Source organism: Vibrio lentus (assembly GCF_030409755.1).
Classification (GTDB): domain Bacteria; phylum Pseudomonadota; class Gammaproteobacteria; order Enterobacterales; family Vibrionaceae; genus Vibrio; species Vibrio lentus.
The window spans coordinates 3,274,061-3,287,420 of the sequence record NZ_JAUFQE010000002.1; the positions used below are offsets into that span (position 1 = coordinate 3,274,061).

Sequence of the window (13,360 nt, forward strand, 5' to 3'; positions counted from 1 at the left end):
TATGGGGGTATATTGCCGTTGTCTTAGGCAGAATGAATGTGTTTAAAATCATAAATTCTAAATATATTTACTCTGATTTTTGTAAAACAGTGAAGTAAAGTCACAGTTATTTATTGAGTTAAATTTCAATCACTTGTTGTGGTCATTGTGCGTGAGATAGCGTTAATAGGCGCTAAATTTACATTTAGCGCCTTAGTCGGAATAAAAGTGATCGTTGAACGTCTATTAGGTGATGATGAACAACGCGAGGTAGACCATTAACAAGCCGACAATACCTAAGATGATGCCCATCTTCGCCATGTCTTTGCTTTCGATGAGGCCAGTTGAGTAAGCCAGTGAGTTGGGTGGTGTCGATACTGGAAGAATCATACCGAGTGATGCGGAGAAGGCGACCACAACTAACAAGCCTTGTAAGCCGCCAATCGCGACCAAACTTTCCATGGACGCGCCAATTGCAGCGGCTATCGGCATCAACAAGTTGGCAGTCGCGGTGTTCGACATGAAGTTCGCCATTAACCAACACACGATAGATAGAGTTAGTACCACAGCAGCAGGAGAGAGCGATTCATAATCAATCGCGTGCGCTAATGCGGCAGCTAGTCCTGTTTTGTCTAAGCCAATACCAATCGCAATACCACCCGCGACTAACCACAACACATCCCAGTTAATCAGCTTGAGCTCTTCTTTGCCCATGATGCCGGTCAGAGTGAACACCGCCAGTGGAATGATCGAGACCACATAAGTGTTCATGCCGTGCAGTTTGGTGGTCATCCACAACAGGATAGTGGCAGCGAAGGTGACGTAAACGACAATCGCTCTCCAACTTTTTCTAAATTGACCATCAAGCTTGAGAACCATGTTTCTTTCTTTAGAAGGGAAGAGTTTTTGTAGAAGGAACCAAGCGATGGTCAGTTGGATGATCACAAAGGGTAAGCCCATCATCATCCAGCTAAGGAAGTCGATACTGTTCTCGCCAGTTAGGTATTGCAGTGCGATCGCATTGGGTGGCGTACCGATTGGTGTCGCGATACCGCCAGTATTGGCAGCAATTGGAATACATAACACGAGCGCTTTAATCCCCATGTCGCCTTTTGGCGCAGAGGCTACGATCGGACCTAGCAGCGCAAGCATCATTACCGTTGTGGCGGTATTCGACATGAACATCGAGAACACTGCAGTGATCAGCATTAAACCGAGCATGATGAAGCGCGGCTCTGTGCCAAACGGCTTAAGCAGCACTCGAGCTAGGTTGTTGTCGAGTTCGTACTTAGATGCGGAGATGGCGAGAGCAAAACCACCCATGAAAAGGATGATGATTGGTGACGAAAATGCACCGAAGATGTCGGTATATTTGATTAACTCACCGAGATCGTGTCCCGCTGGTGGATTTCTAAATAAGTGTAGGCCTTTGTCGGAGATCATCACCAGTTCAAGTGCAATGATCAGAATTGAGGTGGCGAATACCGGAACGGGCTCTAGTACCCAAAGCAGTGCAGCTAAGAGGAATATGGCCAGTAAGCGGTGTTGAATCAGCGTGAGATCATCGATTGGTATTGAATCTATCGGCATGAATAACACGCCTAAGGGAATCGCAAAACAAATCAACAGCTTGACCAGAACGCCAATATTGAGTTTAGGCATGTACAAAGACCCTATAAAAAATATCTTCAAATAGAGTAAGTTATCTGGATTTTTGGTACTTGGAGACGGGTTGTAAAATCGAAAAGTTGTTTAAGGTTTCGACAGTTGTTTTGTTTTTGGTCAATCTTTTGTCTGGGCAATTCGACGTCCTGCTCGTTGGGAGTAAGGTTGTCGGTAGTTAGACTTGTTGAAATCTTGGAGGGAAGTGTCTGGAGCTAGATAAGAAAAAGGCGCGTTCTTCTCTAAATATAGAAAAATAACGCGCCTTTAAAACTAAATGAGCTAACTCAAACCGTTAAGCTTGGTCAGTGTTCTCTGCTGAATCAACAGCTTCAGTCTCAACTTCTTTACCCGCAATGTGCGCGAAAGGGGTGCCTAGAACGGTCTTCTCACCATTCTGCATCGTTTCGTCAAACTTGATTGCATCTTTAGCAAATAGGTTGATAACCGTTGAACCAAGCTTGAAGCGACCCATCTCTTCGCCTTTCTTCAAGATGATAGATTTATCACCTTGTGCCGGGTAATCCCACTTGTAAACTGAGTTACCGCGAGGTGGCGTGATGGTGCCAGCCCATACTTGCTCGATGCTACCTACGATAGTTGCACCAACCAGCACTTGTGCCATTGGGCCAAATTCAGTATCAAAGATACAAACCACACGCTCGTTACGTGCGAATAGGTTTGGAACGTTCTCTGCCGTTAGCGGGTTTACTGAGAAAAGGTCTCCTGGAACGTAGATCATCTGACGCAGTGTGCCATCGCATGGCATGTGCACGCGGTGATAATCACTTGGCGACAAGTAAAGCGTTGCGAATTCGCCGTCTTTAAATTCATCGGCTAGAGCAGCATCACCACCCAATAGCTCACGAGCTGAGTAGTTATGGTTTTTAGCTTGAATCAGTTGACCATCAGTAATTGGGCCAAATTGGCTTACGCGAGCATCAGCAGGGTGAACAATAACAGAGTCACCTTCTGCGATAGGGCGCATGCCTTCTTTCAATTCACGTACGAAGAATTCATTGAATGTTTTAAAGTGTTTTGGATCGCTATGCAGAGCTTCATCCATGTTTACTTTGTATTGCTTGATGAACCAGTTGATGATCGCTGTCGTTAAACCACCCGCTTTAGCAGACGCCAGTTTACCAACTAAACGAGTCAGGCCATGTTGTGGGATCCAGTACTGCAATCCAACTTTAATCTTATCCATTGTATTAATTTTCCAATGCTAATTGTTTTTCAATTAAATCTGTCGATGACGGTTTAGGGCGCGAGATGTTACTTAAATTCGCGCCAATTGTCAGTAAATGCACACATTTGTTCACAAAAACGCGATTAGAGATCGGCTTTCTTGCTTCGTGAGTACTGACGGTTATCTTTGTTGTCAGCCATTGTTTCAATAATACGGTGGTAGCTAGCAAAGCGTAAGCGGCTAATTTTTCCGTCTTCAACGGCTTCACGCAGAAGACATCCTGGGTCGTCATTGTGTTTACAATCGCGGAACTTACAGCCACCTAGGTATGGCTTGAATTCAATGAAAGCATCTGTGACTTCATCGGGTTCTAAATGCCATAGGCCGAATTCACGTACCCCAGGGGAATCGATAAGATCACCACCAGAAGGGAAGTGATACAAACGCGCTGCTGTGGTGGTGTGTTGACCCAGCCCTGAGTTTTCAGAAACTGCACCTTCTTCAATGTCCAGTGTTGGCATCAGTGCATTCACTACGCTGGATTTACCTACGCCAGATTGACCAACGAAAATGTTGATACGATCTTTCAGTTCAGCTTCTAACTCTTTGATGCCGTAACCCGACTCTTTACTCACGAACATGACTTTATAGCCGATTTTCTCGTATATCTTCAGTGTTTCGCGGTATTCGCTAATTTGTTGCTCTGTCAGCAAGTCGACTTTATTGAGTACAACTAAAGGAGCAATATTCACCGTTTCAGAGGCGATCAAGTAACGGTCGATGATATTAAGTGATAGCTCTGGTAGTACAGCTGAAACGATAACCATTTGGTCTACGTTTGCGGCAACCGGTTTTAGGCCGTCATAGTAGTCAGGACGAGTTAGCATTGATGTTCTAGGCTCAACGGCTTCGACAACACCAGAGATGCCAGCCATTGATTCAAGCCCTGCGCGCCAAGTTACTTTGTCTCCGGAAACTAACGTTTCGATACTACGACGTAAGTTACAACGGTGAACTTCGTTGGTTTCAAGATCTTCGATATCAGCATGTTGACCAAAGCGCGTAATCACGAGTCCGCTTTTTGTTCCGCCAAGCATGTTCTCATCCCACTGGATAGAATCTTCTTTCTTGAGTCGCTTGTTCTGGTTGCTACGTACGCGACGTACCTGACCTTTGGTTAACTTCTTTTTTTTAGCCACAATTTTTCACTTAACACATCTAACTTGATGATTGAGGACTCAAACAGGATGTTATTGGTGCCACTGATTTCGATGGCCCTAAAGCTAGTTTGAGTATAGTTATTTGGGTATAGTACCTCTTTTACACATAAACAAATAGGCGACGCCTTATGTCCTTTAGCGATCAGAACCTTATTTGGGTTGATCTAGAGATGACAGGACTTGATCCTGAAACTCATAAAATTATTGAAATTGCTTCTATCGTTACAGATAGTGAGCTCAACATTCTGGCTGAAGGGCCTGTTTTGGCCATTCACCAACCTCAGAGTGAACTGGATAAGATGGATGAGTGGTGTACGACGACTCATACTGGCAGCGGTTTAGTAAAGAGAATTCAAGAAAGCACCGTTTCAGAGCAAGACGCAATCAAACAAACGATTGAGTTTCTTGAAAAGTGGGTACCGAAAGGTAAATCGCCTATTTGTGGTAACAGCATTGGCCAAGATCGCCGTTTCCTATACAAGCACATGCCAGAGTTGGAAGAGTACTTCCACTACCGCTATGTCGACGTAAGCACTTTGAAAGAGCTTGCGCGTCGTTGGAAACCTGAAGTACTCGATGGTTTTTCTAAATCAGGAAGCCACCTTGCATTAGACGATATTCGAGAGTCGATTGCAGAGCTACAGTACTACCGAAAAACAATCATTAGCATCTAATCTGATTGAATGATCACGTTTATCTAACTTTTCAGGTACATACAGGGCATTTTTTTTGCAAATTTGTGTGCTTTTTCAGCAGTTGAGTAAAAACTTGCTGATTTTTGCATTAAGGACTTGCATCACAAAAAAATGCTCTTATAATTCGCAGCCCTGAACGGCGAAAGACGTTTTCAGATTGCGATACTAGCTCAGTTGGTAGAGCGCAACCTTGCCAAGGTTGAGGTCATCGGTTCGAACCCGATGTATCGCTCCAAATTCTCTCTTTTTTAGAGAACAGTTTCATTGTCTTAAACAATGCATCCGGACGCGGGATGGAGCAGTTTGGTAGCTCGTCGGGCTCATAACCCGAAGGTCGTCGGTTCAAATCCGGCTCCCGCAACCACATTACAGTTGAACGTTGGTTTGATGCTTCTTAGCAGACAAGATGAACGGTTAGCTTATGCGATACTAGCTCAGTTGGTAGAGCGCAACCTTGCCAAGGTTGAGGTCATCGGTTCGAACCCGATGTATCGCTCCAAATTCTCTCTTTTTAGAGAACAGTTTCATTGTCTTAAACAATGCATCCGGACGCGGGATGGAGCAGTTTGGTAGCTCGTCGGGCTCATAACCCGAAGGTCGTCGGTTCAAATCCGGCTCCCGCAACCACATTACAGTTGAACGTTGATTTGAAGCTTCTTAGCAGAAAGATGGACGGTTAGCTTATGCGATACTAGCTCAGTTGGTAGAGCGCAACCTTGCCAAGGTTGAGGTCATCGGTTCGAACCCGATGTATCGCTCCAAATTCTATTCTTAGAAGCTGTCTCTTTGAGAAAGTGCTCAGAATGAAAATGGTTTAGTCTCATTGTCTTAAACAATGCATCCGGACGCGGGATGGAGCAGTTTGGTAGCTCGTCGGGCTCATAACCCGAAGGTCGTCGGTTCAAATCCGGCTCCCGCAACCACATTACAGTTAAACGTTGGTTTGATGCTTCTTAGCAGACAAGATGAACGGTTAGCTTATGCGATACTAGCTCAGTTGGTAGAGCGCAACCTTGCCAAGGTTGAGGTCATCGGTTCGAACCCGATGTATCGCTCCAATTTAAAGCCTCATTGTCTTAAACAATGCATCCGGACGCGGGATGGAGCAGTTTGGTAGCTCGTCGGGCTCATAACCCGAAGGTCGTCGGTTCAAATCCGGCTCCCGCAACCACATTACAGTTGAACGTTGATTTGATGCTTCTTAGCAGACAAGATGGACGGTTAGCTTATGCGATACTAGCTCAGTTGGTAGAGCGCAACCTTGCCAAGGTTGAGGTCATCGGTTCGAACCCGATGTATCGCTCCAAATTCTATTCTTAGAGCCTTGCTCAGAATGAAAATGGTTTAGTCTCATTGTCTTAAACAATGCATCCGGACGCGGGATGGAGCAGTTTGGTAGCTCGTCGGGCTCATAACCCGAAGGTCGTCGGTTCAAATCCGGCTCCCGCAACCACATTACAGTTAAACGTTGATTTGATGCTTCTTAGCAGACAAGATGAACGGTTAGCTCATGCGATACTAGCTCAGTTGGTAGAGCGCAACCTTGCCAAGGTTGAGGTCATCGGTTCGAACCCGATGTATCGCTCCAAATTCTCTCTTTTTAGAGAACAGTTTCATTGTCTTAAACAATGCATCCGGACGCGGGATGGAGCAGTTTGGTAGCTCGTCGGGCTCATAACCCGAAGGTCGTCGGTTCAAATCCGGCTCCCGCAACCACATTACAGTTGAACGTTGATTTGATGCTTCTTAGCAGACAAGATGGACGGTTAGCTTATGCGATACTAGCTCAGTTGGTAGAGCGCAACCTTGCCAAGGTTGAGGTCATCGGTTCGAACCCGATGTATCGCTCCAAATTCTATTGTTAGAGCCTTGCTCAGAATGAAAATGGTTTAGTCTCATTGTCTTAAACGGTAATGATGCGAAAAGAGAAACATCCGGACGCGGGATGGAGCAGTTTGGTAGCTCGTCGGGCTCATAACCCGAAGGTCGTCGGTTCAAATCCGGCTCCCGCAACCACATTACAGTTAAACGTTAATTTGCTGCTTCTTAGCAGAAAAGATGAACGGTTAGCTTATGCGATACTAGCTCAGTTGGTAGAGCGCAACCTTGCCAAGGTTGAGGTCATCGGTTCGAACCCGATGTATCGCTCCAGTTTACTCTTCATGGTAAACAAAACTCTTTAAACCACAGCGTTTAAAGACGACCTTACCGGTCACGCTCTTTCTTTAATGCTGCGAAGCATAATCCCCCAAAAAAGAAAATAATCCTCCATCATGGTGGATATTTTTTTGTCTTAAATTTTTCTTAGCAACTGGAATGCTAGCAAACATCAGGTCTCTGAAGCAGATACTTGAGGTTTTTCACATCTATAAACAGACTTATCCACAAAGTGTTAGGTGTGGATAACTTGGTTGATAAAGTTATTTCAGACTTAATTCTTTACATATCTCAAAAAGATCTTTCTTTATTTCAATGCGTTAGCAAAACGCAACTCTCTGTAACTTGTTGTTTTATATTGGATTGTCACTTGGCTTGTGATTGAGCTAAAGATCGTTAACTTGTTGTTTTTTGATCTTAATCATTTATGGGCTTTGTGTTTAACTTTATGCGGGTGTTGGAAGTTTACGAAATATTTTAATTTTTTCCACATTGCCAAAATTGAGAACAAGGTCAAACATTGTTCTAATATTATGTGCAACGGGTTGTCTTAAATATTGGACTATTTAGGCAGGTTAATTAGCCAATCGTTGGTGCTTAAAGGGCTAGGCGTCTCTTGGCAGGCCTTTCTCAACAATGCGTATTAGTCGGTGCTTTTTGGTGGAGATTTTGCTGCTATTTTTTTGCACGCCATTAGCGTTGGGTAACTGTTGTAGTTGTTTATTCAAAGCCCACTCAATATGCACATCCAACATGTCGTTTTTGCCTTGATGAGATTCTAGTGTTTCAATAATGCGTTGTTGAAATGGCGCATTGCCCATAGCAACAAAGATATTGCGCAACCATTGGGTGTGTCCGATACGCCTTATTGCTGAGCCTTCCATTTTCTTTAGGAAGGTGGCTTCGTCCCAACTTGAAAGTGAAACGAGATCGGCCTCTTGGAAATCTTCTCTACGATGAAAGTCTGTTTGCTCTGTGAGTTCGGCATGACGATTCCACGGGCAAACTAACTGACAGTCATCACAACCATAAATACGGTTACCAATTGCGTCTCTAAATTCTTCCGGGATCACACCATCGTATTCAATGGTTAAGTACGAAATACACTTACGCGCATCGACAACACCGTCGGCGATAATGGCACCCGTTGGGCAGGATGTGATACATGCGGTACATTTCCCACACTCATCGACACTCGGTGTATCGACTGGCAGAGGAATGTTAACCAACAGTTCGCCTAGGAAGAACCAAGACCCTGCGTCTTTATCCAGAATTAACGAGTGTTTACCAGTCCAGCCTAATCCAGCTTTTTGAGCTAATGGCCTTTCTAAAATAGGCGCTGAATCCACAAAAGGACGTGAGTCAAATCCCTCAACTTCTTTTTCAATTCTTTGTCCCAGCTTTTTCAACTGGTTACGGAACAATTTGTGATAATCGCGGCCTAAAGAATAACGGCTGATATAGCCCTGAGTGGTATCGTTTAGGTTGGATGCAAACTGAGCTTCTGGTGGTAGGTAATTCATTCTAGCGCTGATTACTCGAATGGTCCCTGGGTGAAGTTCATCTGGACGCGCACGCATCATTCCATGCCGAGCCATCCAATCCATCTCGCCGTGATTGCCAGCATCTAGCCATGCTTGAAGAGGGGCTTCGTGTTCACTCAAATCGACATCGCAGATGCCAACTTTTTGAAAGCCGAGCTCTTTTCCCCAGATTTTAATTTGTTCAGCAAGATGGTCTAGATTCATGGCTTAATTCTTATTTTCTCTGTTTTACAATTAGAGATAAGGCTAATTAAAATTAGGTTCGGCAAAAATGGGGGCGGATCTTAACGGATCTTTACGATATTAACCAGAACAGACGTGTTTTGAGCAGTATTTTTCATAGAACTTACACTTGAGTGCTTGTCTCCCAAAAGCATCACGGTTTACTATTCTTGTTCTTTTGATTTTTATATAGTCAACGATCGATTTTTAGAGAACGTATTCATGAGCACGAAACAATTTACTTTGAAAGATGAACAAGCAACGATTCAACTAGGAACGGAGCTTTCTAATCTTTGCTCACAGCAGACGACTATTTATCTGCATGGTGATCTTGGCGCAGGAAAAACGACGTTCAGTCGTGGCTTTGTAAAAGCACTTGGCCATCAAGGAAATGTAAAGAGCCCAACGTATACTCTAGTTGAACCTTATCAACTTGCAGATTGGCAGGTGTACCACTTTGACCTTTATCGTTTGGCCGATCCTGAAGAGTTAGAGTTCATGGGTATCCGTGATTACTTTACTCCAGACGCTATTTGTTTGGTTGAATGGCCTGAGAAAGGTTATGGGATGCTACCTGAAGCAGATTTGGATATTGATATTCGTTACCAAGACGATCACCGTATTGTTTCTTTAACCGCTAATAGTGAATACGGACAGCGCTTACTTAGTCAGTTGGAGTTATGTTGATTTCTAAACGCCTTTTATCATCAGTAGCCGTAATGGCTGCTGTTTTTTCTTTACTGTTTTCTTCACTTGTTTCTGCAAACTCACTGAAAGGGTTGAGGGTTTGGCCTTCACCTGAAGAAACTCGTGTGGTTATCGACCTTAAATCAGAAGCGGATTTTAGCTATTTTACTTTGAGTAGCCCAAGTCGTTTAGTTGTCGATTTAAAACATACCAATCTTGCGACCAAGTTACCTGTTGTGGTGAAGGATAGCCCCGTTCTGTCGAAAGTTCGTAAGAGCTCCCCGCCAGACAAAAATACCTATCGCTTGGTTTTCGAGTTGAAGAAATCCTCTAAAGCCGATTTGTTTAAATTGAGCCCGACTCCTGGTGGTCAGTATGGGCATCGTTTGGTGATTGACTTCCCTCATGGTGCGACAAGTAAGGGAGCAACATCGAAGCCGAGTAAGCCAACAGTTAGCAAAAATATTAATCAGGTTAAACGTCAGAAAGACATTCTGATTGTGATAGACCCTGGTCATGGTGGTGAAGATCCTGGCTCTATTGGTCCAAGTCGTAAGTATGAAAAGAATGCGACTCTGAGTATTTCTCGCAAGCTTGCTGCACAGTTGAATGCGGTCCCGGGGATCAAAACTCGCATGACTCGCAATGCCGACTACTTTGTAAACCTTAACCGACGTGTTGCGATTGCTCGTGAAAATGAAGCTCACTTGTTTATCTCTATTCACGCGGATGCGTTTACGACTCCTCAACCACGAGGTGGTTCGGTGTTTGTGTTGAATACTCGACGCGCCAATACGGAGATCTCGCGCTGGATCGAGAACAAAGAGAAACAGTCTGAATTGCTCGGTGGTAGCGGTGCAGCTTTCACTGGCAACATTGATGATAAAAACGTAAACCAAACTCTGCTTGATTTGCAGTTCAGCCACTCTCAAAAAGAGGGCTATAAGCTTGCAACAACGATTCTGTCTGAGATGGGTAAGGTCGCTAAGCTTCATAACAGCAAACCAATCAATACCAGTTTGGCGGTATTGCGTTCACCACAGATACCATCGGTATTGGTAGAAACAGGCTTTATTTCAAACCCGACGGAAGAGAAGCTTCTTTTCCAACGCTCGCATCAAGATAAATTAGCACGAGCAGTGACTAAAGCGGTCGTTAAGTATTTGAAGGCTAACCCGCCTGAAGGGATTATCTTGTCTAATGCAACGTCATCAACCGGTGGTGTGAGCCAACATAAAGTCTCTCGTGGCGAGTCTTTATCGGTGATTGCGAGTAAATATGGCACGTCGACGCAGACCTTGATGAAACTCAACAATCTGAAATCGAGCAGCCTAGCGATCGGTCAAGTACTTAAGATCCCAAGTAGTGCTTCAGGTTCGTCATCAAGCAGTGCAGTGAAAACTAAGACCATCACTCACACGGTTAAGTCTGGAGAGTATCTAGGCAAGATAGCCAGCCGTTATAAAGTTCGAGTTGCAGATATCAAACGTGAGAACCGCTTGAAGTCTGAAACCGTGAGAGTCGGCCAGAAGCTACGCATTACGATTGAAGTTAAAGATGTCCCTCTGCGCAAACATAAAGTCGCAAGAGGTGACTACCTAGGTAAGATTGCTTCTAAATACGGCGTGAGCGTCAACAGCATTCGCCAAGCGAATAAGCTACGATCTGACAGCCTAGCAGTGGGTCAGGTGTTGATTATTCCGCACAAATAAGCTTTTAACGCAGACATGTTTCCATCAGTGGCAGTAAGGTAGCTATAAATATGACGATCAAAATACTGCCAGCTCGGTTAGCGAACCAAATCGCAGCGGGTGAAGTGGTAGAAAGACCAGCTTCTGTTGTGAAAGAGTTGGTTGAGAACAGTTTGGATTCAGGTGCCACACGTATCGATATTGATATCGAGAAAGGTGGCGCCAAGATGATCCGCGTTCGTGACAACGGCAAGGGCATCGTTAAAGATGAGCTTGCCTTGGCGCTGAGTCGTCATGCTACCTCCAAGATCCATACCCTTGATGACCTTGAGGCGATCGTCAGCCTTGGTTTTCGTGGTGAAGCGCTCGCGAGTATCAGCTCTGTTGCGCGCTTAACCATGACTTCACGCCCTGCGACTCAAGATCAAGCTTGGGCAGCACACAGTGAAGGCCGTGATATGCAGGTGAAATTGCAGCCTGCCGCGCATCCTATTGGTACTTCGGTTGAAGTGTTGGACCTGTTCTTCAACACACCAGCACGCCGCAAGTTTTTGCGTACTGAGAAAACCGAATTCACGCATATTGATGAGCTGCTTAAACGTATCGCATTGAGTCGCTTTGATGTGACGATCAACCTTCGTCATAACGGTAAGATGATTCGTCAGTACCGCGCTGCAAAAACACAAGTTCAAGCAGAAAAGCGTATCGCTGCGGTATGCGGCAATCCTTTTGTTCGTCATATGCTTAAGATTGAGCTAGAACATCAAGGTCTAAAACTTCATGGTTGGATCACCACGCCTGAAGGGGCAAGACAACAAAGCGATCTACAATACTGCTATGTGAACGGTCGTATGATGCGAGACAAGCTGATCAATCATGCGATTCGTCAAAGCTATGAGACCAGCCTGCGCCCAGATCAGTTTGCAACTTATGTGTTGTTCATTGAGCTAGACCCGCATCAAGTCGATGTGAATGTTCACCCTGCCAAACATGAAGTGCGCTTCCATCAAGCCCGCCTTGTGCACGACTTTATTTACCAAGCATTGAGTGATGGCTTAGCACAAAGTAAACAAATTGATGCTGCGCCAATCAATCAATCGGCTTTTCATCAGTCAGAAGCCCCTAATTATCAGCAAGATAGTTCGATGTCTGAAACGGGGGATGTTGCGAGTTTTTCTGAGCCAGAAAGTATAACGCCGACTCATTCGGATCAAACACAGATCTCTGAGAGGCTGCGACACGCCATTGAGCAGACGCCAGCCTACCCAAGAAAAGCCGAATCTGAGCAGGTTTATGATAACCCTCAGCACAGCGTTAATGATGCTGGGCAGCACTATAGCTCACCAGAAAACAGAGGTTCATCGTCTAGCAGAGGCTCTTCAACCAACTTAGATTCGTCAACTAACATGAGTTCAGCTAGCACAGGCTCGTCGGCTCGTGAAACCAGCTTTACAGGTTCTCCTCGTCAAGAGTGGATAGAGTCTCGACCTGCTCCGAGAAAAGAAAAAGAACCCAACCAACATCATGCTGAGCCCGCGCCTTCAAAGCGCGAAGTGAAAGCCTATAAAGAGCTGTTGAAAACGCCAGATTTTGATGATCAAGTTGTACAGCCTTCACTTTCTCAAGAGCATGTAGCACCAGTAGAAACCAGAGACAACATAGAAAACAAAGAAGCTAAGCCTGCTCAACAGAATCCTGTTCATTTAAAGCCAAGAGCACCTGTGACGGACTTAGGCAAAGCAGTCTCGGTAGTGGAACGTCAGTATCTTGTGATGGGGAACAAAAACGGCAGCGTATTGGTGTCTCTAGCCAAAGCGGAATTGCTACGTGTGATTGGCCAACTTGACACTCGAGAAGGGGCGTTAAAAAGCCAGCCGCTGTTGGTGCCTTTATCAATCAAATTAGGTGCTGATTTAGTCGGTGTCGCTAAGGCGCTAAGCCCAATGCTGTCCGTGCTTGGTATCGAGCTTAAAGCTAGGAATAACGAAGCGATAATGGTGATGGGAGTGCCTTCTCCTTTGAGGCAGCAAAACTTACAAATTTTGATCCCAGATCTGTTATCGTACGCGGCTTCAATAAACGCTCAGGCCTCGGAGATTCAAGGTCACAGCTTTTCTAACGATACGTTGCTATTACTGGTTAACTGGATCGGGATTCAGACAGCACAAGTAAAAAACGACTACACTTTATCTGAAGCGGTTCAACTAGTTGGGGAACTTGAGCAACTTTGGCATGGTCTACTTCCATTAGATGATCCCGAATTTGTTAATCCTATCGACTTTTCAGCGACCATCGCAGCTTTTATGGCTTAGTT

At 44.9% G+C, this 13,360-nt stretch carries 8 protein-coding genes and 15 tRNA genes; 19 read left to right on the top strand and 4 right to left on the bottom strand.

Features of this window, described 5'->3' with window-relative positions; genetic code table 11:
- Positions 1 to 225 precede the first annotated feature (225 nt).
- From QWZ07_RS23330 to rsgA, 3 genes are all read right to left on the bottom strand, one after another.
- A complete protein-coding gene (locus tag QWZ07_RS23330; RefSeq protein ID WP_029225941.1) occupies positions 226 to 1,641 on the bottom strand; it encodes an SLC13 family permease in 1,416 nt (471 codons plus the stop codon).
- Between the two features lie 295 nt (positions 1,642 to 1,936).
- On the bottom strand, positions 1,937 to 2,848 hold the full coding sequence (asd, locus tag QWZ07_RS23335) for an archaetidylserine decarboxylase (protein WP_102485578.1): 912 nt from the start codon (positions 2,846 to 2,848) through the stop codon (positions 1,937 to 1,939).
- A gap of 125 nt (positions 2,849 to 2,973) precedes the next feature.
- Complete coding sequence (gene rsgA / locus QWZ07_RS23340; RefSeq protein ID WP_017107428.1) at positions 2,974 to 4,029, bottom strand: small ribosomal subunit biogenesis GTPase RsgA; 1,056 nt, start codon at positions 4,027 to 4,029, stop codon at positions 2,974 to 2,976.
- Positions 4,030 to 4,178: 149 nt separating this feature from the next.
- Between rsgA and orn the strand changes: the two genes are divergently transcribed.
- From orn to QWZ07_RS23420, 16 genes are all read left to right on the top strand, one after another.
- On the top strand, positions 4,179 to 4,724 hold the full coding sequence (orn, locus tag QWZ07_RS23345) for an oligoribonuclease (RefSeq protein WP_017107429.1): 546 nt from the start codon (positions 4,179 to 4,181) through the stop codon (positions 4,722 to 4,724).
- A gap of 180 nt (positions 4,725 to 4,904) precedes the next feature.
- Positions 4,905 to 4,980 (top strand) — tRNA-Gly (locus tag QWZ07_RS23350).
- 52 nt (positions 4,981 to 5,032) lie between these two features.
- A tRNA-Met gene (locus QWZ07_RS23355) sits at positions 5,033 to 5,109 on the top strand.
- A gap of 59 nt (positions 5,110 to 5,168) precedes the next feature.
- A tRNA-Gly gene (locus QWZ07_RS23360) sits at positions 5,169 to 5,244 on the top strand.
- Positions 5,245 to 5,295: 51 nt separating this feature from the next.
- A tRNA-Met gene (locus QWZ07_RS23365) sits at positions 5,296 to 5,372 on the top strand.
- 58 nt (positions 5,373 to 5,430) lie between these two features.
- A tRNA-Gly gene (locus tag QWZ07_RS23370) sits at positions 5,431 to 5,506 on the top strand.
- A gap of 85 nt (positions 5,507 to 5,591) precedes the next feature.
- Positions 5,592 to 5,668: transfer RNA gene (locus QWZ07_RS23375), tRNA-Met, on the top strand.
- Between the two features lie 59 nt (positions 5,669 to 5,727).
- Positions 5,728 to 5,803, top strand: a tRNA-Gly gene (locus QWZ07_RS23380).
- Positions 5,804 to 5,839: 36 nt separating this feature from the next.
- Positions 5,840 to 5,916 (top strand) — tRNA-Met (locus QWZ07_RS23385).
- 59 nt (positions 5,917 to 5,975) lie between these two features.
- Positions 5,976 to 6,051, top strand: a tRNA-Gly gene (locus QWZ07_RS23390).
- A gap of 70 nt (positions 6,052 to 6,121) precedes the next feature.
- Positions 6,122 to 6,198: transfer RNA gene (locus QWZ07_RS23395), tRNA-Met, on the top strand.
- A 59-nt stretch (positions 6,199 to 6,257) separates the two neighbouring features.
- Positions 6,258 to 6,333: transfer RNA gene (locus tag QWZ07_RS23400), tRNA-Gly, on the top strand.
- Positions 6,334 to 6,384: 51 nt separating this feature from the next.
- Positions 6,385 to 6,461, top strand: a tRNA-Met gene (locus QWZ07_RS23405).
- Positions 6,462 to 6,520: 59 nt separating this feature from the next.
- Positions 6,521 to 6,596: transfer RNA gene (locus QWZ07_RS23410), tRNA-Gly, on the top strand.
- 88 nt (positions 6,597 to 6,684) lie between these two features.
- A tRNA-Met gene (locus QWZ07_RS23415) sits at positions 6,685 to 6,761 on the top strand.
- Between the two features lie 59 nt (positions 6,762 to 6,820).
- Positions 6,821 to 6,896 (top strand) — tRNA-Gly (locus QWZ07_RS23420).
- A 611-nt stretch (positions 6,897 to 7,507) separates the two neighbouring features.
- Here the strand turns inward: QWZ07_RS23420 and queG are convergent.
- On the bottom strand, positions 7,508 to 8,650 hold the full coding sequence (gene queG, locus QWZ07_RS23425) for a tRNA epoxyqueuosine(34) reductase QueG (RefSeq protein WP_192854050.1): 1,143 nt from the start codon (positions 8,648 to 8,650) through the stop codon (positions 7,508 to 7,510).
- Between the two features lie 240 nt (positions 8,651 to 8,890).
- On the opposite strand from queG, the gene tsaE reads away from it, so the two are divergent.
- Genes tsaE through mutL form a run of 3 tightly spaced genes read left to right on the top strand, consistent with a single transcriptional unit; the run spans position 8,891 to position 13,358 of the window.
- Entirely contained in the window at positions 8,891 to 9,355 is a 465-nt protein-coding gene (tsaE, locus tag QWZ07_RS23430) for a tRNA (adenosine(37)-N6)-threonylcarbamoyltransferase complex ATPase subunit type 1 TsaE (protein WP_004735870.1), read from the top strand.
- The gene (locus tag QWZ07_RS23435; protein WP_192854051.1) at positions 9,349 to 11,067 is read left to right on the top strand and encodes an N-acetylmuramoyl-L-alanine amidase; all 1,719 of its coding nucleotides are present in this window, start codon (positions 9,349 to 9,351) and stop codon (positions 11,065 to 11,067) included. The genes tsaE and QWZ07_RS23435 overlap by 7 nt, the downstream gene beginning before the upstream one ends.
- A gap of 50 nt (positions 11,068 to 11,117) precedes the next feature.
- Complete coding sequence (mutL, locus tag QWZ07_RS23440; RefSeq protein ID WP_192854052.1) at positions 11,118 to 13,358, top strand: DNA mismatch repair endonuclease MutL; 2,241 nt, start codon at positions 11,118 to 11,120, stop codon at positions 13,356 to 13,358.
- Positions 13,359 to 13,360: the final 2 nt, after the last annotated feature.